The following is a 21,471-nucleotide window of genomic DNA, read 5'->3' as shown; positions in this document are numbered from 1 at the left end:
CGAGGAGCGCGACCTCGGCACCTACGCCGGAGTCAGCCGCAGGGTCAGGATCTGGAACGGGCGCAGCGAGAGGGGCAGACCCGCGCCGGAGGTGCCGGCCGGGTGGAGGGGGCGTTCCAGGAGGTCCGTGACGTCGGCGTGGGTGACGGGGAAGGACGTGGTGAGGGTGGTGCGGGCACGGCCGCCGAGGGATTCGTAGAGGCGTACCACCACGTCCCCGCTGCGGTCCTCCGCGAGCTTGACCGACTCGACGGTCACCCCGGGGTGGTCGACCCGCACGACGGGCGCCACCGCCGGGGCGGCGGCGACCCGCAGGGGCAGATTGAGGGCGAGGCCCTCGGCGACCGCGTCGCCCGTCTCCGCGCCGGGCAGCAGCGCGTACGTGAAGTGGTGGGTGCCGACGTCGGTGTCCGGGTCGGGGCTGTGCGGCGCGCGCAGGAGGGTGAGGCGGACGGTGGTGCCGAGCCCCTCCGGGTGGGGGGTGCGGGTCACGTCGTGGCCGTAGGTGGAGTCGTTGAGGACGGCGACGCCGTAGCCCTCCTCCGCCACCCGAAGCCACCGGTGCGCGCAGATCTCGAAGCGCGCCGCGTCCCAGGTGGTGTTGGCGTGCGTGGGCCGGTGCACATGCCCGAACTGGATCTCCGCGGCGGACCTCTCGGCCTGCACGTCCAGCGGGAAGGCCGCCTTCAGGACCTTCTCGGACTCGCGCCACTCCACCTCCGTCACCACGTCGACACGGCGGCTGCCCGCGGCGAGCCGCAGCTCCTGCGTGATCCGCGACCCGGCGCCGAAGACCCGTACGACGCGTACGGACGCCCGCAGTGGTCCGTCCTCGACCAGCTCCACCGACTCCGCCCGGGTGAGGTCGGTGCGGCGGTGGCGGTAGTGCTTGTCGAGGTCCCAGGCGTCGTAGTGAGTGGGGTGGTCGGGGTGCAGCTGGAGGAGGTTGCCGCGGCTGCCGGGGGCGAGGACCTCGCGGTCGGCGGCGCGGTCGACGACGGAGGCGAGCAGCCCGTCGGAGTCGATGGTGACCCGCAGGTGCTCGTTGGTCAGGACGATCTCCTGGCCGGTGCGGGTCGCCGACGTCACGGCGCCCGTCTCCCGCTCCTGCCCGGCCGCCTCCGCGAGGCCGCGGGCGCCGAGGCCGCCGACGTCCACGTGCACCAGGTGCCCCTCGTGCTCGACGACCTCGCTGCGGGCGTACGGCGACGCGTTGAGCACCGACGCCTCGCCGGCGCCGAGGTGCCGCACCGCCTCCGCGGTGAGCGAGTCCAGCTCGGCGAGCACCCGCGCGTAGGTGTCACGGGCCTCGCGGTGCACCCAGGCGATGGAGGAGCCCGGCAGGATGTCGTGGAACTGGTGGAGCAGGACCGTCTTCCACAGGCGGTCCAGGTCGTCGTACGGGTAGGCGTAGGCGGCGTCCTTCACCGCGGCCGCCGTGCACCACAACTCGGCCTCGCGCAGTGCGTGCTCACTGCGGCGGTTGCCGCGCTTGGTGGCGGCCTGCGACGTGTACGTGGCGCGGTGCAGCTCCAGGTACAGCTCGCCGGACCAGACGGGGGCCCGCTCGCCGTACTCCTCCTTGGCCGCCGCGAAGAACGCCGACGGCTTCTCGACCTCGACGCGCGGTGAGCCCTCCAGGGAGCGCAGCCTGCGGGCCCGCTCCAGCATCTCGCGGGTGGGACCGCCGCCGCCGTCGCCCCAGCCGAACGGCACCAGGGAGCGCGTGGCGCGCCCCTTGTCCGCGAAGTTCTGCTCGGCGTGGGCGAGTTCGGCGCCGTGGAGCTGGGAGTTGTAGGTGTCCACGGGCGGGAAGTGGGTGAAGACGCGGGTCCCGTCGATGCCCTCCCACCAGAAGGTGTGGTGCGGCATCTTGTTGGACTGGTTCCAGCTGAGCTTCTGGGTGAGGAACCACCGTGCGCCCGCGAGCCGCGCGAGCTGCGGGAACGCGGCGGTGTAGCCGAAGGAGTCCGGCAGCCAGATCTCCTCCGTCTCGATGCCGAACTCCTCCTGGAAGAAGCGCTTGCCGTGCACGATCTGCCGGGCCAGCGCCTCACCACCCGGCATGTTGGCGTCCGACTCCACCCACATCGAGCCCACGGGCACCCAGTTCCCGTCCGCGACGGCCTTCTTGATGCGTTCCCAGATGTGCGGCTGGTGCTCCTTCACCCAGGCGTACTGCTGCGCCTGCGAGCACGCGAACACCAGCTCCGGGTAGTCCCGCGCGAGCGCCGTCACGTTGGCGAACGTGCGGGAGGCCTTGCGCACGGTCTCGCGCAGCGGCCACAGCCAGGCCGAGTCGATGTGCGCGTGTCCCGTGGCCGAGACGCGGTGGGCGCTGGCGTGGGCGGGCCGGGCGAGCACCCCGGCGAGCGCGGCGCGGGCCGCGGCGGCGGTGCCGGGCACGTCGTGCAGATCGAGGGTGTCGAGCATGTCCTCCAGGGCGCGCAGGATCTCGTGCCGCCGCGGTCGCGCCGCGTCCAGTTCCCGCATGAGTTCCATAAGGACCTCGATGTCCAGCGTGAGCTGCCAGACGTCTTCGTCGAGTACGGCGAGGTCGGCAGCGGCGAATCGGTAGATGGGCCGATCGCCCGCCGTCAGGACGTCTCCGAGCGGGGTCGGCTCGAAGTCGTGCAGGACGGCGGGGTTGGCCGCCGCCTCCAGCAGCAGGCGCACCGGCTCCCCGCCCCGCGCCCGCGCCGCCACCGGTACGTGCCGGTTGCGCGGGTGGATGCCCTTGAGGGGCACACCGGAGGCGTCGTACACGAGTCCTTCGGCCTGGAACCCGGGCCCGTCCCCGGTGAACCCGGGGTCGATCACCGCTTCGACGTGCCGCCCCTCCCACTCCCGCGGCACCTCGCCCTCCAGGCGGAACCAGCTCGTCGACCAGGGCTTCCCCCACTCCGCACCGGTCGCGAAGGGCTCGTACGACTCCGCGAGGGCCTCGCCCACGGGCACCGGCTCACCGGGCGCGTGCCACACGGACAGGGCGAGCGGGACCCGGGCGGCGTACTGGGCGGGCCGGATGAACTGCCGCAGCGCGCGTTCCAGGCGCTCCTCCACCAGCAGTCGGTCGTCGTGCACGGCGGCTCCTTCGCGTGGTCGATCGATGATCGGCGGTACGGGGCTTCACTTCCCCCCGAGTCATCGGCCCATCCTCGTCACTGGTTGACGAATGGACATGAGTTGCGGCCGGGTGAGGCGGGCATGCATTCCGTGAGCATGTTCGACACGTAGGGCCGGGCGGGGGGCTCGACCATCGGGTGGCGGGGGTCATGACGAGACACTTACGAGGTGCCTCCATAGAAACCACGGGGTTCATCGGGTCCGCGGGGCCCATGGATTCCGTGGGGTCCATGGAATCCATGGAAGCCATGGGGACCATCGACACGGAGGCTTCCATTCCGAAACGACCGGGCGGGACGTCCGGGCACTCAGCCGGCACCGGACCGCCGCAGCTGCTTCGCAGGCTCGACCGCCGCGATCTGCGGGCGGTGTCCGAGGTCCGCGGCGCGCTGCGGGAACTGCTGCGGCACTGGGGGCCGCCGGGGCGCGCGGACACGGCGGAGCTGCTCACCAGCGAGCTGGTCACGAACGCCCTGGTGCACACCGACAGGGACGCGGTCGTGACCGCCGCGGTGGGGCCGGGGCGGCTGCGCGTCGAGGTCCGCGACTTCATGGCCCGGCGCCCGCGGGTGCGCTCCGCCGAGGAGGGCGAGGACACCCATGGCCGGGGACTCGTCCTCGTCCAGTCCCTGGCGGACGCCTGGGGCGTGCGGGCGCAGGGCGTGGGCAAGGTGGTCTGGTTCGAACTCGACGCGGGGTGAGCTCCGCTGGGGCTTGTTGCCCCACCCGCTCTTCCTGCTCGCCGCACGGGCAGCGGGTGGGGGGGAGGAGTCAGCCGAACTGCTGTTCCAGATCCTTGAGCTTCCGCTCCAGTGAGTCGAGGCGGGGCAGGGTCTGGGTGTCGTCCTCGGCGGTGAGGTCGACGGTCACCGGACCCGCCGGTTCAGTCGGTACGGCCTGCAGGGAGGGCCTGGACCGGGCGGGCAGCTGTTCCTGCGGTGACGGCGACGGCGGCGGCGTACCTATGGCAGGGTCCGCGCCGACCTGCGCGGACCCCGTGGGCGACGCGACGGCCGGCATGTCCACCTGGCGCCCGCCGCGGTGGTAGCCGCGATGCCCCCGGCTGATGGCCTTGAGCTGTGCCCGCTCCAGCTTCTCCTGGTCGCGTCGCCGCGTCCGCGCCTGCTCCTTCTCGCGCCGGTCCTCGCGGACCTCCTCGACGGCCTCGTCGAGGGTGCGCACGCCTTCGAGCAGCATCAGGGACCAGGCGCCGAAGGTCTCCCTCGGCGCCCGCAGCCACCGCACGATGCGGATCTGCGGCAGCGGCCGCGGTACGAGTCCCTGCTCGCGCAGCGCCGCCCTGCGGGTCTGCTTCAGCGCGCGGTCGAAGAGGACCGCCGCCGAGAGCGACATCCCGGCGAAGAACTGCGGGGCGCCCGCGTGCCCGATGCCGCGCGGCGCGTGCACCCAGTTGAACCAGGCGGCGGCCCCCGCGAACGTCCACACGAGCAGGCGCGAGCCGAGCGCCGCGTCACCGTGGCTGGCCTCGCGCACCGCGAGGACGGAGCAGAACATGGCCGCGCCGTCGAGGCCGAAGGGGACCAGGTACTCCCAGCCGCCGTAGAGGTTCAGGTTCTGCCGGCCGAAGCCGACCAGGCCGTGGAAGGAGAGTGCGGCGGCGACCGCCGCGCAGCAGAAGAGCAGGACGTAGGAGGCGGTGCCGTACACGGCTTCCTTGCGCCTGCGGCGCTCCTCGCTGCGCTCCCATGAATCGTCACTCGCGGCGGCCGCCTTCGCCTGGGCCTTCTTGCCCCGCGCGAGCACCGCCACCGCCACTGCCATGCCCAGAAGAAGAATGCCGCCGGGCAGCAGCCAGTCCAGCGATATGTCGGTCAGTCTCATCTGGCGTCCCTTGCGTCGCGGTAGGGCGTTTTCGGGCGCCATAGTGACCCACGCCGCACGGCGCCCACGGCGGTTTTCGGGCAAGAGGCCGCCAAGGGGGTGGTGAATGCCGCACCGAGCGCCGGATACCTCGAACTCATGGCAGAGGGACAGGAGCTGAGTTCGATTAAACGCGCACGAACGGGTGGTTCGGTGCGCGGGGGTGGGGAGGGAGGGGCCCGGGGGTGACCTCGTGCGGCCGTCCGCAGCGGGCCCTCGGTCAGCTCGCCGCCGCTGTCGCGGTGTCGGCCGTCAGGCGGGCGACCCGGTCCGCGTCGCACATCCGCGGGCAGGTGACGCAGGTGTCGGCGGGGCGCAGGGTGTAGAACATGCAGCAGCTCGCCCGGTCCCGGGTGGGCAGTTCCTCGCCGTTCGGGCCGGAGAGCTTGCGGAAGGCCGCCGTGCCCACGTACGGCTTCGTGGCGCCCGGGAGCAGGCGCTCCAGCTCGGTCGTCGCGCGCTGCTCCTCGCCGAGCAGATGGGCCACGTACCAGAGCCCCTCCACGATCTCGTCCGTGGCGACGGCCCACAGGGCGCGGCCCCGGCGGCGCATGCGTGGCCCGAAGCCGTCGAGCAGCGGGCCCATGTGCTCCGCCACCGCGGCCCGCACCTCGCCGCGCAGCGCCTCCTCGTCCGGCACGACGCGGGCACCGGGCAGGCCGGCCGCCGGGTCGTCGGGCAGGCAGGCGAAGGAGCCGGGGCGGACGGCGAACTTGCCGAGGGCGCGCTGGAAGGCGACGTTCTGGACGGGGTAGCGGGGTACGCGGCGCTGGAGGAACCACGGCACCGTGAACAGGAGGGTAGCGGGCCAGGCGTAGCGGTGCAGGGCGAAGCTGGCGACGACGTCAGGGCGGGCCTGTTGGCCGTAGTCCTTGAGGACCTGCGCGTCGTCCCAGGCGAGGAACTCGTCGAACTCGGGCCCCGCCTCCGCGAGCCGGTCCGCGCTCACCCAGCCACCGCCGCGCGGCGGCTGTTCGTCCTCCGCCAGCTCCTGGATGCGCAGCCCGGGGAACACCTCGGTGAGGCGGGCGTAGGCGGCGGTGACGGAGCTCTGGGCGCGCTCCGCACGTCGGGTGCCGCTTTCCAGGGTGGGAACGGACATGCGCGGGGACCACCGAATCACGATCGATTGCAGGTAAGCCTAACCTTACCCAAGTTGATCGAGGTTTCAACTGGGGTCCTGTCCGCCTATGGTGCTTCTCGTACGTTTCGGGCCGACGGGGCGCGGAGTCACAGGAGGCGAAGGTGGAGCGGACGAGCGCACGAGCGGCGGACGGTGCCGTGGGCTGCGCCCCCGTGCGCGTGCCGGAGCAGCCGCGGGTGGAGCGGGTCGACCGCGGGCCGGCGGCCCGCCTGGCGGCTGGCGCCGCGACTCCGGCGGGTCCGGCGTCCCCGGCGGGCACCGCGACTCCGGTGGGCTCGGCGTCCCCGGCTGGCGCCGCGACTCCGGCGGGTCCGGCGTCCCCGGCGGGCACCGCGACTCCGGCGGGCTCGGCCTCCCCGGCGGGCCCGGCACCCGCCGCGGGTGGGGCGGACTCGGTTCCGGGCGGTGCGGCCTCCGCCGGAGCGGCCTGCGGCGGGAGCGCTCCCGTCGGAGGTTCGAATCCTGGCAGTGGGGCCCCCGCCGGTGGGCGCGCGAGCCGCCGGGCCGCGACCCCCGCCGGTGACGGCACACCCCCTGGCGGCCCGGCCTCCGGCGGCCCCGCTCCCGGCGGCGTCCCGGCCCCGCGGAGCCGAGGCCGCGGCAGCACTCCCGCCCACCGCGGCATCCCGGCCCCGCGCCGCACCCTCCGCCGCGCCTCCGTCCGGGCGCAGGTGCTCGACGCCCTGCGTGCGGCCCTCGTCGGGGGTGAGCTCGTGCCGGGGGAGGTGTACTCGGCGCCGGCCCTGGGGGAGCGGTTCGGGGTTTCCGCCACGCCGGTGCGGGAGGCGATGCAGCAGCTCGCCCTGGAGGGGGCGGTGGAGGTGGTGCCGAACCGGGGGTTCCGGGTGCTGCGGCGCGGGGCGCGGGAGCTGGCGGAGCTGGCGGAGGTGCGGGCGCTCATCGAGGTCCCGGTGATGCTGCGGCTCGCGCGGAGCGTGCCCGCGGGGGAGTGGGTGCGGCTGCGCCCCCTCGCGGAGGCCACGGTCGCCGCCGCGGCGGTGGGCGACCTGGCCGGATACGCGGAGGCGGACCGGGCCTTCCACGGAGCGCTGCTCGGCCTCTCCGGCAACGAGCAGCTCGTGACCGTCGCCGACGACCTGCACCGGCGCTCCCAGTGGCCCCTGGTCACCGGACCCGTGAGCGGCCGCCGCGCCGACCTGGTGGCCGACGCCGCGGAGCACCTGGCCCTCCTGGAGGCCCTCGTCGCCCGCGACCTGCCGGTGGTGCAGTCCCTGGTGCGGGAGCACTTCGCGGGCGGCGAGGGCTGAGAGGCCTGAGAGGCCTGAGAGGCCTGAGAGTACCGGCCCGGGTCCGGCCCGCCGGAGCCGTCAGGCCGCCGGCGCGGGCGGCGTGAGCTGAGCGGCGAGCCAGGCGGGGACCCCGCCGAGGAGCCGGAAGAGCCGGGTGGCCTCCGCCCGCAGCCGGGACGCCTCCGGCTCGGGCTCGGCGTCCGCGAGAGCGGCGAGGGCCGGGGCCGTGCCCACCAGGAACCCCAGTTCCTCGCGGAGCCGCAGGGACTCGGTGAAGCCGTGCCGGGCCTCGGCCAACTCGCCCTCGCGCAGGGCGATCCCGGCCAGATGGCGCCACGTGAAGGAGAGCAGGAGCGGATCGTCGTGGGCGGTGGCGCCCGCGTGGGCGCGCCGGTACGCGGCCCGCGCGGCCTGCGGCGAGTCCGCGAGGTGCTCGGCGATAAGGCCGCGCCGGAAGTCCAGGAGCGGCCGCCCGGCCGACCCGGGAGCGAGCAGCGCGGCGGCCCTGCCGAGCGCGGTGCGCGCCTCGTCGGCCCGGTCCCGTACCCCCAACACGGTGGAGGAGTAGGCGAGTTGACCGCGCTCGCAGGCCGCGGCCCCGCGCGCCTCGTCGTTGTCGGCGACCGCCTCGGCCGTCCGCAGGCTGTCCTCGGCCTCGTCCCAGCCGTCCCCGGTGAACAGGCAGCGCTCGACGAGGAGCGAGGTTCTCTGTACGGCGGCGTCCGCACCCTCCCGGGTGGCGAGCAGCGCTGCCGCGTCGGTCCAGCAGCCGCGCGAGCGCAGCCGCCATACCGCGGTCTGGAGTGGATCGATCCCTGAGTGCGTTCCGGTACCAGACATGGCGGTATGCGCCACGTTGCCCTCCCCTAGCGCGCCATCGAGCTGTGAGTCGTGGGCGAATCTCAGCACGGATCGGCGGGCCCGGCCAAGGGGATGGGTGAAAGATTTCACAAACGAGGGGGAAGGGAAGAAGGGGGGACCGCGGGACGCCCGCGACCCCCGGGGCCCGTGGGCGGGCCCTCGCGGCCTCAGCTCATGCGCAGGGCCAGGAAGAAGTCCAACTTGTCCTCCAGGCGCGAAAGGTCACGGCCCGTCAACTGCTCGATACGCCCGACCCGGTAACGCAGTGTGTTGACGTGCAGGTGCAGCCGCGCCGCACACCGCGTCCAGGAGCCGTCGCAGTCGAGGAACGCCTCCAGGGTCGGGATGAGTTCGGCGCGGTGCCTGCGGTCGTACTCGCGCAGCGGGTCGAGGAGCCGGGCGGTGAACGCGCGGCGCACGTCGTCGGGGACGAACGGCAGCAGCAGCACGTGCGAGGCCAGCTCTTGGTGGCCCGCGGCGCAGACCCGCCCCGGCCGGGCGGCGGCGACCCGGCGGGCGTGCCGAGCCTCCTCCAGGGCGCCCCGCAGCCCCTCCGCCGAGTGCACGGAGGCGCTCACGCCGAGGGTGAGGCGCCCGTCGTCGGCGAGGCCCGCCGAGAGCGGCTCCCGCACGGCGGCGAGCAGCGCGTCGGCGAGCAGCCCCGGCTCGGGCCCCTCGGCGTCGGCGGACATCGCGGGCAGCGGCACGAGCGCGATGGCCTCGTCGCCGGTGTGGGCGACGGCGATGCGGTCCAAGGGGTCGGGCCCCGCCGTCTCCGGGTCGACGAGGATCTCCTCCAGGAGCGACTGGGCCACGGGGCCGCCCGCGACCTCACCCGTGCTCCCGCCGTCCCACTCGACCCGCGCCACGACCACCTGCCAGTGCGGTGCCGCCCCGAGGCCGGGGAGCAGCACCGGCGCGGCGACCCGGAGGCGGGCCGCGATCTCGGCGGGCGCGGCGCCCGTCTGGACCAGTTCGAGGACCTCCTGGGCGAGCCGCCTGCGCACCGTGCGCGCCGCGTCCCTGCGGTCCCGCTCGACCGCGATGAGCTGGGTGACGCCCTGGAGCAGGTCGAGGCGCTCCTCGGGCCAGTCGCCCGCGTCCGCCTCGACGGCGAGCAGCCAGTCCGAGAGGACCGTCTCGCGCACGTCGCGGGAGGCGTTCACCGCGCCCCGGCCGCTGGACCGGATGGGGAACAGCGAGTACGTCACGCCGTCCACGGTCACCCGGTGCGGTCCCCGGCGGCCGGTGCGGGCGGCGGCCAGGTGCTCCCCGGAGAGCCGGGCGCAGACGGCCGCGGGCAGCACGGGCCCCGCCGTGCTCGCCCCGGCGATGGGGCGGCCCGCGGGGGACAGCACCCAGGCCCGCAGGTCCAGGTCCGAGCCGAGCAGGTCCAGGACCACGTCGGGCCCGCCGCCCGCGGGCCCCGAGGTCATCAGGCGGCGGTGCCGGTCCACCACGGCCGCGAGGTCACCGGCGCGCTCGCCGGACACCTGCCGGACCACGTGCTCGGTGATGGTCGCGAACGCCACCGACTCGTTGACGGCGAACAGCGGCAGGCGGTGCCGGGCGCACGACCGCACGAGGTCGTCGGGGACGGCGCCGAGCTCCGCCTCACCGGCGGCGAGCGCCGCGACCCCGGCCGCGGCGAGGATGCGGACGAAGGGCTCGCTGTCCGCGGCGTCCCGGCGCCAGGCGAGGCCGGTGAGCACCAGTTCGCCGCCCGTGAGATAGCGGCTGGGGTCGCGCAGGTCCGTGGTCATCACGCCACGCACCGTGCGGTCGAGCTCGTCCTCGCCGCCGAGCAGCCTGAGGCCGAGGGCGTCGGTGTCAAGGAGTGCGCGCAGCCGCATGGGGTCGTCGCCGCCGATCTGTCTCGATTTCACGTGTGGCCGGGGGCCCGGTCGATCCGGGGCCGCCGTGGCCCGGGGGTGCGCGGCGGTTTCCGGGGGGAAGCCGCGAGGTTACCGGGACCCGTTCTTCATACGAATCTACAAGACTCGCGGCTTGGCCAGCCAACTCCTTCATGGTTTCGGTGACTGACCCCATTGGCGGAGCGAGCGGTGTACTTGCCCCACTCCGCGTTAACAGCACATGAACGAGTAGTCGAGAGGCGAAGGGCCGACTTGGCCGGAACACCGGCCGGACACGTCGGCCGGAACGATCGCCCCGGCTCGTCAGCCCAGTAAGCCCCGGCCGGATTCCCAGCGGGAACCGGCCGTCAGGCACGATCACGAAGAGAGAGCCCCTCATGGACTTCCTTCGCCCCGCCAGCTGGGAGGAGGCGCTCGCCGCGAAGGCCGAGCACCCCACCGCTGTGCCGATTGCGGGTGGCACCGACGTCATGGTCGAGATCAACTTCGACCACCGCCGCCCGGAGTACCTCCTCGACCTCAACCGCATCGGTGAGCTGCGGGAGTGGGAGGCAGGTGCGGACACGGTCCGGCTCGGGGCCTCCGTTCCGTACACCGACATCATGGAGAACCTGCGCGCCGAACTGCCCGGCCTCGCCCTCGCCTCGCACACGGTCGCGTCCCCCCAGATCCGCAACCGCGGCGGCGTCGGCGGCAACCTCGGCACCGCCTCGCCCGCCGGGGACGCCCACCCGGCGCTGCTCGCCGCCGGCTGCGAGGTCGAGGTGGAGTCCGTACGCGGCTCCCGGCTGATCCCGATCGACGCGTTCTACACCGGTGTGAAGCGCAACGCCCTCGCCGCGGACGAGCTGATCAGGGCCGTGCACATCAAGAAGGCCGACGGGCCGCAGCAGTACTCGAAGGTGGGCACGCGCAACGCGATGGTCATCGCCGTGTGCGCCTTCGGCATCGCGCTGCACCCCGAGACCCGTACCGTGCGCACCGGCATCGGCTCGGCCGCTCCGACGCCGATCCGGGCGAAGGCCGCCGAGGAGTTCCTGAACGCGGCGCTCGAAGAGGGCGGCTTCTGGGACAGCAGGAAGATCATCACCCCGTCCATCGCCAAGCAGTTCGCCGACCTCGCCTCCGGCGCCGCCAACCCGATCGACGACGTCCGCGGCACCGCGAGCTACCGCCGCCACGCCGTCGGCATCATGGCCCGCCGCACGCTCGGCTGGACGTGGGAGTCCTACCGCGGCACCGGCCGCACCACGGAGGGAGTCGCGTAATGCGTGTCAACTTCACGGTCAACGGCCGTCCGCAGGAAGCGGACGACGTGTGGGAGGGCGAGTCCCTGCTGTACGTGCTGCGTGAGCGCATGGGCCTGCCGGGCTCCAAGAACGCCTGCGAGCAGGGCGAGTGCGGTTCCTGCACGGTCCGGCTGGACGGCGTCCCGGTCTGTTCGTGCCTGGTGGCCGCCGGGCAGGTGGAGGGCCGCGAGGTCACCACCGTCGAGGGCCTCGCCGACTACGCCGAGCACCGCGAGCAGGCCCATCCGGGCGGCGGCTGCGCCTCCGGCGCGTGCGGCGTCCCGCTCCAGGACGCGCAGCGGTGGCAGGCCAAGGGCACCGACTCGGGGACCGGTGAGGGCGGCAGGCTCTCCCCGGTGCAGGAGGCGTTCATCGACGCCGGCGCCGTCCAGTGCGGCTTCTGCACCCCCGGCCTCCTGATCGCCGCCGACGAGATGCTGGAGCGCAACCCGCAGCCGACCGACGCCGACATCCGCGAGGCGCTGTCCGGCAACCTGTGCCGCTGCACGGGCTACGAGAAGATCCTGGACGCCGTCCGCCTCGCGGCCGCCCGCCAGGACCGTCGAGGACTCCAGGAAGGGGCGGTCTGACCATGGCATCCACACGGACGACCGGCGCACCCACCAAGATCACCCAGGGTTCGGGGACCAAGGGCGGCATCGGCGAGTCGACGCTGCGGCCCGACGGCACCCTGAAGGTCACCGGCGAGTTCGCCTACTCCTCGGACATGTGGCACGAGGACATGCTCTGGGGCCAGACGCTCCGCTCCACCGTGGCGCACGCCGAGATCGTGTCCATCGACACCTCCGAGGCCCTCGCGCAGCCCGGCGTGTACGCCGTCCTGACGTACGACGACCTTCCCGCCGCGACGAAGAAGTACGGCCTGGAGCTCCAGGACACCCCGGTGCTCGCGCACGGCAAGGTCCGCCACCACGGCGAGCCGGTCGCGCTCGTGGCCGCCGACCACCCGGAGACCGCCCGCCGCGCCGCCGCGAAGATCAGAATCGAGTACCGGGAGCTGCCCCTCGTCACCGACGAGGCGTCTGCGACCGCCGCCGACGCCGTCCTCGTGCACGAGGGCCGCGACGACGAGTACATCAAGCACGTCCCGCACCCCAACATCGTGCACCGCCAGCCCATCGTCAGGGGCGACGCCGCCGAGGCCGCGAAGAGGGCCGACGTCGTCGTCCGGGGCGAGTACACCTTCGGCATGCAGGACCAGGCCTTCCTCGGCCCCGAGTCCGGCCTCGCCGTGCCCGCGGAGGACGGCGGCGTCGACCTGTACGTCGCCACCCAGTGGCTGCACTCGGACCTGGAGCAGATCGCCCCCGTCCTCGGCCTGCCCGAGGAGAAGGTGCGCATGACGCTCTCCGGCGTCGGCGGCGCGTTCGGCGGCCGCGAGGACATCTCGATGCAGATCCACGCCTGCCTGCTCGCGCTGCGCACCGGCAAGCCGGTGAAGATCGTCTACAACCGCTTCGAGTCCTTCTTCGGGCACGTCCACCGCCATCCGGCGAAGCTCACCTACGAGCACGGCGCCACCAAGGACGGCAAGCTCACGCACATGAAGTGCAGGATCGTCCTGGACGGCGGCGCCTACGCGTCCGCGTCCCCAGCGGTCGTCGGCAACGCGTCCTCGCTGAGCGTCGGCCCCTACGTGATCGACGACGTCGACATCGAGGCCGTCGCCCTCTACACCAACAACCCGCCCTGCGGCGCCATGCGCGGCTTCGGCGCGGTCCAGGCGTGCTTCGCCTACGAGGCCCAGATGGACAAGCTGGCCGCGCGGCTCGGCATGGACCCGGTCGAGTTCCGGCAGCTGAACGCCATGGAGCAGGGCACGCTCCTGCCGACCGGGCAGGTCGTGGACTCCCCGGCGCCCGTCGCCGAGATCCTGCGCCGCGTCAAGGCCCGCCCGCTGCCGCCCGAGCGCCAGTGGGAGAGCTCCGAGGGCGCGGACGTCCGTCAGCTCCCCGGCGGCCTGTCCAACACCACGCACGGCGAGGGCGTCGTACGGGGTGTGGGCTACGCGGTCGGCATCAAGAACGTCGGCTTCTCCGAGGGCTTCGACGACTACTCCACCGCCAAGGTGCGCATGGAGGTCATCAACGGCGAGCCCGTGGCGACCGTGCACACCGCGATGGCGGAGGTCGGCCAGGGCGGTGTCACGGTGCACGCGCAGATCGCGCGGACCGAGCTGGGCGTCACCCAGGTGACGATCCACCCCGCCGACACCCAGGTGGGCAGCGCCGGTTCGTCGTCCGCGTCGCGGCAGACGTACGTCACCGGCGGCGCCGTCAAGAACTCCTGCGAGCTGGTGCGCGAGCAGGTCCTGGAGCTCGGCCGCCGCAAGTTCGGCACCTACCACCCCGCGTGGGCCACGGCCGAACTCCTCCTGGAGGGCGGCAAGGTCGTCACCGACGGCGGCGAGGTCCTCGGCGACCTCGTCGACGTCCTCCAGGGCGAGAGCGTCGAGGTCGAGGCCGAGTGGCGGCACCGCCCCACCGAGCCCTTCGACCTGCGCACAGGACAGGGCAACGGCCATGTCCAGTACTCGTTCGCCGCGCACCGCGCGGTCGTCGAGGTCGACACCGAACTCGGCCTGGTCAAGGTCATCGAGCTGGCCGTCGCCCAGGACGTCGGCAAGGCCCTCAACCCGCTGTCCGTGCTCGGCCAGATCCAGGGTGGCACCACCCAGGGCCTGGGCGTCGCGGTCATGGAGGAGATCATCGTCGACCCGGAGACCGCGAAGGTGAAGAACCCCTCCTTCACGGACTATCTGATCCCCACCATCCTCGACACGCCGACCATCCCCGTCGACGTGCTCGAACTCGCCGACGAGCACGCCCCGTACGGGCTCCGCGGCATCGGCGAGGCCCCCACCCTGTCGTCCACCCCGGCCGTCCTCGCGGCGATCCGCGACGCGACGGGCCTGGAACTCAACAGGACACCGGTACGTCCCGAACACCTCACGGGAACCGTGTAACCGCCGCTGTCGCTGTGGGCAGGCGTCCCGCAGGCCGGGACGCCTGCCCACCGCGACAGCACCCCGGCGCCGGGCGACGGAGGTTCCGACGGTCACCCCGGTCAGCCGAAGTCCAGTACCACGTTCCGTTCGTCTCGGGCCGTCCCCCGGGTCGTGCAGCCCACGCACCATCCCAAATCCCGCAGCTTCCGCAGGCGCGCCCGAGCGCGGCTGCCGCGGGTGCCCCTATGAACCTTGGGAGTAGGCACCATGACCCAGCAGTCACTGGAGCCGAGGACCACCGCGGAGGACGCGGGCCCCGGCTCACGCGTCCCCGCCGGACGGTCTTGGCTCGACCGGTACTTCCACATATCCCGCAGAGGATCGACGGTCGCGCGTGAGGTGCGCGGCGGCATCACCACCTTCATGGCGATGGCGTACATCGTCCTGCTCAACCCGCTGATTCTGTCCGGCAAGGACGCCGCGGGCGACACGATGGGGCAGAAGGCCCTCATCACGGCGACGGCGTTCGCCGCCGCCGTCACCACCCTGCTCATGGGCTTCGTCGGCAAGGTGCCGCTGGCCCTGGCCGCCGGGCTCTCCGTGTCCGGCGTCATCGCCTCGCAGGTCGCGCCCGAGATGACCTGGCCGCAGGCCATGGGCATGTGTGTGATGTACGGCGTCGTGATCATGCTGCTGGTCGTCACCGGCCTACGCGAGATGATCATGAATGCGATCCCGCTCGCGCTCAAGCACGGCATCACGATGGGCATCGGCCTGTTCATCGCCCTCATCGGCCTGGTCAAGGGCGGCTTCGTGCACCAGGGCAAGGCCACCGCGCTCACCCTCGGCCCCGGCGGCGAGCTCCAAGGCTGGCCCGTGCTGCTCTTCGCGGGCACCCTGCTCCTGATCTTCATGCTTCAGGCCCGGGACATCCCCGGCGCCATCCTGATCGGCATCGTCACCGGCACCGTCGTCGCCGTCGCCCTGAACGCGATGGACGTCATCGACCCGAAGCAGTGGGCCAACGGAGCGCCCGAACTGCACGGCGGCGCGGTCTCCTCGCCCGACTTCTCGCTCTTCGGGGACGTCGAGTTCGGCGGCTGGGGCGAGGTCGGCGCGATGACGGTCGGCATGATCGTCTTCACGCTCGTCCTCGCGGGCTTCTTCGACGCCATGGCGACGATCATCGGCGTCGGCACCGAGGCCGACCTCGCCGACGACAAGGGCCGCATGCCCGGCCTGTCCAAGGCCCTGTTCATCGACGGCGCGGGCGGCGCCATCGGCGGCGTCGCCGGCGGCTCGGGACAGACCGTGTTCGTCGAGTCGGCGACCGGCGTCGGCGAGGGCGCCCGTACGGGTCTCGCCTCCGTCGTGACCGGCCTGTTCTTCGCGGCCTGCCTGTTCTTCACGCCCGTCACCGCGATCGTCCCGCAGGAGGTCGCGTCCGCCGCGCTCGTCGTCATCGGAGCGATGATGATGATGAACGCCCGGCACGTCGACTGGGCGGACCGCGGCACCGCGATCCCGGTCTTCCTGACCGTGGTCCTGATGCCCTTCACGTACACCATCACCACCGGTGTCGCGGCCGGCGTCATCGCCTGGGTCGCCATCAAGATCGCGCAGGGCAGGGCACGGGAGATCGGGGCCTTCATGTGGGGCCTGACGCTGATCTTCCTCGTGTACTTCGCCCTCAGCCCCATCGAAAGCTGGATGGGCGTCCACTGAGGCGTCCACGGAGGCGTCCGCCGAGGCGCCCCCCGCCCCGCAGCCGCGCAGCCACAGGCAGCACCGGCCCGGCAGAGCCCTTGAGGAGACCGACATGCTGGACATCGCCGAAGAACTGCACCGGTGGGTCGAGCAGGGACGCGAGTTCGCCGTCGCCACCGTGGTGGCCGTCGGCGGCAGCGCGCCCCGGCAGCCCGGCGCCGCCCTCGCCGTGGACAGCGCGGGCACGGCGATCGGCTCGGTCTCCGGGGGCTGTGTGGAAGGGGCGGTGTACGAGCTGTGCCGGCAGGCGCTCGACGACGGCGAGACCGTGCTCGAACGCTTCGGCTACAGCGACGACGACGCCTTCGCCGTGGGCCTGACCTGCGGCGGCGTCATCGACATCCTGGTCACACCGGTCCGCGCGGACGGTCCCGCGCGGCCGGTGTTCGGCGCCGCGCTCGCCGCCGCCGCCCGTGGGGAGGCGGCGGCGGTGGCGCGGGTGGCCGAGGGGCCCGCGGAGCTCCTCGGCCGGGCGCTGCTGGTCCGTGCGGACGGCGGTGCGGGGGCCGGGGGAGGCGCTTCCGGGTACGAGGGCGGGTTCGGGGGGCATCCCGAGCTGGACCGGACCGTGGCCGCCGAGGCCCGCGCCCTCCTCGACGCCGGGCGCACCGGGACGGTCGGGATCGGCGCGGAGGGATCGCGCTGCGGACAGCCCCTGACCGTCCTCGTCGAGTCCTCCGTACCGCCGCCCCGCATGATCGTCTTCGGGGCCATCGACTTCGCGTCCGCGCTGGTACGGGCGGGCAGGTTCCTCGGCTACCACGTGACCGTGTGCGACGCCCGGCCCGTCTTCGCCACACCCGTCCGCTTCCCCGACGCGGACGAGATCGTCGTCGAGTGGCCGCACGAGTACCTGGAGCGCACCGAGGTCGACGGCCGCACCGTCCTGTGCGTCCTGACCCACGACGCCAAGTTCGACGTGCCGCTGCTGCGGCTCGCGCTGCGGCTGCCCGTGGCGTACGTGGGCGCGATGGGCTCCCGGCGCACCCACCTGGACCGCAACCGCAGGCTCCGCGAAGTCGGCGTCACCGAGCGGGAGTTGGCATGCCTCCGGTCGCCCATCGGGCTGGACCTCGGAGCGCGGACGCCTGAGGAGACGGCGCTGTCCATCGCCGCGGAGATCGTCGCCGTCCGGCGGGGCGGGCAGGGGCGCTCCCTCGCCGGGGGGCACACGCCCATCCACCACGAGGGCGGTGCGCTGCTCGCGCTGCCCGCCCGTCCTCAATCGCCGGGCGGGCCGGGCGTGCGTTCCGGGGTGGCGGTCGGCAACTCGTAGCGTACGTCCGTCAGTTCCTCCGACAGCTCCCACAGGCGGCGGGCGGTCTCCGGGTCCGTCGCCCGTGCCGCCAGGGCCACCCGCTTCGGGGCGCCACGGAGTTCCCCCGCGCCGTCGGGGCCGTAGAGGTCGCCGCCCGTCGCCTCCGGGGCGGTCGCCGCGTACAGCTGGGGGAGCGCGCCCTGCGCGGGCCGTTGAGCCAGGGGCTTGAGGAGCGTGCCGAAGAGCAGCTTTGGCAGGCCCGTGGGGGCGCTCGTCTGGAGGTTGGTCGCCGTGTACCCCGGGTGGGCCAGGACGCTGCGGACCGGGCTGCCCGCCGCCGTCAGACGGTGGTGCAGCTCGTGGCCGAAGACCGCGTTGGCCAGCTTGGACTGGTCGTAGAACGCCATCGGTCCGTACGAGCGCGCGCCGGTGAGGTCGTCGAAGAACAGGCGGGCCCGGCGGTGGTTGGCCGACGTCACCGTGACCACGCGGGAGCCGGGTCCGGGCGGCAGGAGGCCGAGCAGCAGGCCCGTGAGCGCGAAGTGGCCCAGGTGGTTGGCGGCGAACTGGAGCTCCTGGCCCCGGGCGGTGAGCGTGCGCGGGGGAGCCATCACGCCCGCGTTGTTGACGAGGACGTCGACGCGGGGCCGGTCGGCGCGCAGCCCGGCGGCGAACGCGCGGACCGAGTCGAGGTCGGCGAGGTCCAGGCGGCGCACCTCAAGGCGGTCCCCGATGCCGTCCCCGCTGTCGTCGCGGCCGACCCCGCTGCCGTCTCCGGGGCGGCTCCCGGCGCGTGCTTCCGGTCGCTCGGCCGTGAGCGCGGCGACCGCGTCCCACCCCTTCGCCTCGTCGCGCACCGCGAGGATCACGTGCGCGCCCCGGCGTGCGAGTGCCCGGGTGGTCGCCAGACCGAGGCCGCTGTTGGCTCCGGTGACGACGCAGATCCGGCCGGTCAGGTCAGGTATGCGGTCGGCGGTCCAGCTCTGGTGCTGTGGCGTCATGCGCCACACTCTGCTCTTTGTGTCACCAAGTGTCAACATGGCATTGAGTGTCATACAAGGCATGGTGTGTAGCATGGCGGGGTGACTGCGACCCCCAGCCCTGACAGCCGCCCCGGAAGCCGCCCGGAAGCCCGCCGGGAACCCCGGCGCGCGACCACCCTCGCCGAGCGCAAGCGGCAGCTCGTCGCGGACGAGCTGACCGAGGCCGCGCTACAGGCACTCGCCCAGAAGGGGTTCGACGCCGTCACGGTCGACGAGATCGCGACCGCGGCGGGCGTCTCCAAGCGGACGTTCTTCCGGTACTTCGCGTCCAAGGAGGACGTGGTCGTCCAGTTCCTGGCGGGGATGGGCGCAGACATCCGCGACGCACTGGCGGCGCGCCCCGCGGCGGAGCGCCCGTCGCAGGCGCTGCGGCACGCGGTCTGGGTGCCCCTCGGGCAGTGCGCCGACCACGGCGAGCGGGCGCTGCGCGTGGTCCGCCTCATCCTGCGGACGCCCGCGCTGCACGCCCGCTTCCTGGAGCGTCAGGCCGCGTGGCGCGACGACCTCGCGGCGGAACTGGCGCACCGCCTCGGTCTCGACGCCGGTACGGAGCTGTATCCGCGCCTGGCCGCCGCCATGGCCCTGGACGCCTTCGACGCCGTGCTGCACCGGTGGAGCGCCGACGGCTGCGCCGAGGATCCCGCGGCACTGACCGACCGGGCGTTCGCCGTCGTCGCACCGGCGCTCGACGCCCGCGCCGGGCGGGACGCCTGAGCCACGAGCGCCCCGGTGGGGCCCGCACGTGCCCTTCCGCCCGGAGGCGGAGGTCGGGCACCATGAGGAGGGTGGACCGGCAACAGCACGCCAGGCTCGACGAGTTGATGCGCGACCCGTATCCGCTGTACGCCCGCGCCCGGCGCGCCGAAGGGCTCACCTACGTACCGGAGTTCGGCGCCTGGCTGGTCGCCAGGGACGCCGACGTCCGAGAGGTGCTGCGCCGGCCGAACGTCTTCTCGTCGGCGAACGCCGTGCGCGCGGACGCCACCCCGTCAGCCGCCGCCCAGGCCGTCCTCGGCCTCGGCACCGGAGCCCGCCGCCGCGTCGTCATCACCGCGGACGGCCCGGCCCACCAGCGCCTGCGCACCCCCATCGTCCGCGGCCTCACCCCGGCCCGTGTCGCCGCGGTCCTCCCGTACGCCGCCGAACGGGCCGCCGCCCTGGCCGACGCCTTCGCCGCACCGGGGCACGGGCGGCGCACGGACGTCATGGGCGCGTACGCGATGCATCTGCCCGGCCAGGTGATCGGGCACATCCTGGGCTTCGACCCGGCGGACGTGCCGCTGATCGTGCGCGGTGGCCACAGCATCGAGCGCCTGCTGTTCCGGCCGCTGCCCGAGGACGAGCAGATCGCCGCCGCCCACGACATGGTCGCCCTCCAGCGCCTCCTGGAGGGCTATGTACGCGACCGCCACACCGCCCCGCGTGACGACCTGTGCAGCGAGATGGTCGCCTCGCTCGCACCCGACGACGGCGAGCCCGACGAGGCCGACCCGGCGGGCGACGACGCCGGGCACGCGGCCGGGTGCCCGCACGAACTCACCGTCGGCCAGCGCGGCGAACTCGTCTCGCACCTGCAGAACTTCCTGCTCGCCGGGCACCTCACCACCACGGCCCTGATCGGCACGACCCTGCTGCACCTGCTGCGCCACCCCGCGCAGTGGAAGCTGGTGTGCGAGGAGCCCGAGCGGATCCCCGCGGCCATCGAGGAGGCGGCCCGCTTCGACACCGCGTTGCAGGGCTTCCGCCGCGTCACCACCCGGGCCGTCACCCTCGCGGGCACCGAACTGCCCGCGGGCGCCGAGGTCCTCGTCGGCTTCGGCGCGGCGGGCCGCGACGAAGGCCGGTACGCGCGCCCCGACGTCTTCGACATCACCCGCACCCCGGTCGCCCGGCACATCGCCTTCGGCCTCGGCGCGCACGCCTGCCCCGGCGCCCTGCTCGCCCGCGAGCAGCTGCGGCTGACCCTGGAGCTGTTCACCCGGCGCTTCCCGGGGCTGCGGCTCGCCGGGGACGGGGCGGCGGTGCGGATGCGGCCGACGCTGATCCACCGGTCGCCGGAGGCGCTGTACGTGACGTGGTGAGCGGCGGGCGCGGGCCCGTCTCCGCTCCGCTCAGCGGTAGACCTTGCCCGCCTCGGCCTTGCCGGGGGCGAGCAGCTGCGGAACGGTCACGAAGACGTACCCGCGTTTCTTGAGTTCGTCGATGATGCCCGGCACCGCGGGCACCGTGCCCTTGTAGATGTCGTGCAGCAGGATGATGCCGTCGCGGCTCGACTGTTCGAGGACGCGCTTCTGTATCAGCGCCGAGTCGTTCGTCGTGTAGTCCTTCGCCGTGACCGTCCACAGGATCTCGGAGAGCCCGAGGTCGCGCGAGATCTTGTTCACGGTGTCGTTGGTGCGGCCCTGCGGCGGGCGCATCAGCGTGGGCTTCTTGCCGATGAGCTTCTCGATCGCCTTGTTGGGGCGCTCCAGCTCGGCGCGTGCCTCCGCCGGCTCGATCTTGGTGAGGATCTTGTGCGACCAGGTGTGGCTCGCGACCTCGTGCCCCTCCGCGTCCATCTGCTTGACCAGCTCGGGGTACTTCACGATGTGGTTCTTGCCGAGCGTGAAGAACGTGGCGGGGACGGCCTTCTGCTTGAGGATCTTCAGCAGCCGGGGGGTGTTCTCGCTCGGGCCCGCGTCGAAGGTCAGCGCGATGCACTTGGCCTTGCGGCAGTCCACCGTGCCGAAAGCGCCCTGGTCGGCGGCCTCGGCGTTCGCCGCGTCCTTGCGGACGGTGCTGGGGGACACCGTGTCCAGCTTGGTGCAGCCGGTCAGGGCCACGGTCGCGGCGAGCGCGGAGAGCCCGAGGAAGGTCGTACGGCGGTGCAACCTCGGCACGGGCTTCCGCATCTTGTGTATGGCGAGCATGCGTGAACTATACACAGAGTGTATAGCCGGGGCCGCGGCGGGCCCCTCGGCCCGACGCGGCCCCGCCGTCATCCTCCCCGGCGTCCCCGTCGACAGGTTCC

The 21,471-nt window shown here is 73.4% G+C and carries 16 protein-coding genes; 9 read left to right on the top strand and 7 right to left on the bottom strand.

What is annotated here, in order from left to right; all coding sequences use genetic code 11:
* Positions 1 to 21: 21 nt before the first annotated feature.
* A complete protein-coding gene (locus GPA10_RS16330) occupies positions 22 to 3,084 on the bottom strand; it encodes an alpha-mannosidase (RefSeq protein WP_343040955.1) in 3,063 nt (1,020 codons plus the stop codon).
* 272 nt (positions 3,085 to 3,356) lie between these two features.
* Between GPA10_RS16330 and GPA10_RS16325 the strand changes: the two genes are divergently transcribed.
* On the top strand, positions 3,357 to 3,827 hold the full coding sequence (locus GPA10_RS16325; RefSeq protein ID WP_246259214.1) for an ATP-binding protein: 471 nt from the start codon (positions 3,357 to 3,359) through the stop codon (positions 3,825 to 3,827).
* Between the two features lie 70 nt (positions 3,828 to 3,897).
* Here the strand turns inward: GPA10_RS16325 and GPA10_RS16320 are convergent, their stop codons facing one another.
* Positions 3,898 to 4,968 (bottom strand): DUF2637 domain-containing protein, encoded by a 1,071-nt coding sequence (locus GPA10_RS16320; protein ID WP_157166158.1) that lies wholly within the window; start codon positions 4,966 to 4,968, stop codon positions 3,898 to 3,900.
* 259 nt (positions 4,969 to 5,227) lie between these two features.
* Positions 5,228 to 6,109, bottom strand: a complete 882-nt coding sequence (locus tag GPA10_RS16315) for a (2Fe-2S)-binding protein (protein ID WP_157166157.1) — start codon at positions 6,107 to 6,109, stop codon at positions 5,228 to 5,230.
* 218 nt (positions 6,110 to 6,327) lie between these two features.
* Here GPA10_RS16315 and GPA10_RS44055 point away from each other — a divergent pair, with 218 nt between their 5' ends.
* Complete coding sequence (locus GPA10_RS44055) at positions 6,328 to 7,419, top strand: GntR family transcriptional regulator (RefSeq protein WP_425505762.1); 1,092 nt, start codon at positions 6,328 to 6,330, stop codon at positions 7,417 to 7,419.
* 60 nt (positions 7,420 to 7,479) lie between these two features.
* Here the strand turns inward: GPA10_RS44055 and GPA10_RS16305 are convergent, their stop codons facing one another.
* Entirely contained in the window at positions 7,480 to 8,256 is a 777-nt protein-coding gene (locus GPA10_RS16305) for a hypothetical protein (RefSeq protein ID WP_343040954.1), read from the bottom strand.
* Between the two features lie 173 nt (positions 8,257 to 8,429).
* Positions 8,430 to 10,115 carry a PucR family transcriptional regulator gene (locus tag GPA10_RS16300; RefSeq protein ID WP_058849288.1) on the bottom strand — a complete coding sequence of 562 codons (1,686 nt, stop codon included), beginning with the start codon at positions 10,113 to 10,115 and terminating at the stop codon, positions 8,430 to 8,432.
* Positions 10,116 to 10,513: 398 nt separating this feature from the next.
* On the opposite strand from GPA10_RS16300, the gene GPA10_RS16290 reads away from it, so the two are divergent.
* From GPA10_RS16290 to GPA10_RS16270, 5 genes are all read left to right on the top strand, one after another.
* Entirely contained in the window at positions 10,514 to 11,404 is an 891-nt protein-coding gene (locus GPA10_RS16290) for an FAD binding domain-containing protein (protein WP_157166154.1), read from the top strand.
* Complete coding sequence (locus tag GPA10_RS16285; protein WP_157166153.1) at positions 11,404 to 12,015, top strand: (2Fe-2S)-binding protein; 612 nt, start codon at positions 11,404 to 11,406, stop codon at positions 12,013 to 12,015. The genes GPA10_RS16290 and GPA10_RS16285 overlap by 1 nt, the downstream gene beginning before the upstream one ends.
* A gap of 2 nt (positions 12,016 to 12,017) precedes the next feature.
* The gene (locus GPA10_RS16280) at positions 12,018 to 14,411 is read left to right on the top strand and encodes a xanthine dehydrogenase family protein molybdopterin-binding subunit (RefSeq protein ID WP_157166152.1); all 2,394 of its coding nucleotides are present in this window, start codon (positions 12,018 to 12,020) and stop codon (positions 14,409 to 14,411) included.
* 249 nt (positions 14,412 to 14,660) lie between these two features.
* On the top strand, positions 14,661 to 16,118 hold the full coding sequence (locus GPA10_RS16275) for an NCS2 family permease (protein ID WP_157166151.1): 1,458 nt from the start codon (positions 14,661 to 14,663) through the stop codon (positions 16,116 to 16,118).
* Positions 16,119 to 16,212: 94 nt separating this feature from the next.
* Complete coding sequence (locus tag GPA10_RS16270; protein ID WP_157166150.1) at positions 16,213 to 17,436, top strand: XdhC family protein; 1,224 nt, start codon at positions 16,213 to 16,215, stop codon at positions 17,434 to 17,436.
* Here the strand turns inward: GPA10_RS16270 and GPA10_RS16265 are convergent.
* Complete coding sequence (locus GPA10_RS16265; protein ID WP_157166149.1) at positions 17,382 to 18,419, bottom strand: oxidoreductase; 1,038 nt, start codon at positions 18,417 to 18,419, stop codon at positions 17,382 to 17,384. The two genes, GPA10_RS16270 and GPA10_RS16265, sit on opposite strands and share 55 nt — an antisense overlap.
* A gap of 195 nt (positions 18,420 to 18,614) precedes the next feature.
* Between GPA10_RS16265 and GPA10_RS16260 the strand changes: the two genes are divergently transcribed.
* Together GPA10_RS16260 and GPA10_RS16255 are read left to right on the top strand one after the other, a co-directional pair.
* Positions 18,615 to 19,175, top strand: coding sequence for a TetR family transcriptional regulator (locus GPA10_RS16260; protein WP_157166292.1), 561 nt, complete (start codon positions 18,615 to 18,617; stop codon positions 19,173 to 19,175).
* A gap of 71 nt (positions 19,176 to 19,246) precedes the next feature.
* A complete protein-coding gene (locus tag GPA10_RS16255; RefSeq protein ID WP_343040953.1) occupies positions 19,247 to 20,542 on the top strand; it encodes a cytochrome P450 in 1,296 nt (431 codons plus the stop codon).
* Between the two features lie 30 nt (positions 20,543 to 20,572).
* Here the strand turns inward: GPA10_RS16255 and GPA10_RS16250 are convergent, their stop codons facing one another.
* Positions 20,573 to 21,352: a polysaccharide deacetylase family protein gene (locus GPA10_RS16250; RefSeq protein ID WP_157166291.1), complete on the bottom strand. Its 780-nt coding sequence runs from the start codon at positions 21,350 to 21,352 to the stop codon at positions 20,573 to 20,575.
* Between the last annotated feature and the right edge of the window lie 119 nt (positions 21,353 to 21,471).

Origin of the sequence: Streptomyces typhae (assembly GCF_009755605.1) — a bacterium.
Classification (GTDB): domain Bacteria; phylum Actinomycetota; class Actinomycetes; order Streptomycetales; family Streptomycetaceae; genus Streptomyces; species Streptomyces typhae.
The sequence above is the reverse complement of the archived record's forward strand: the minus strand, read 5'-3'. Positions and strand labels throughout refer to the sequence as shown.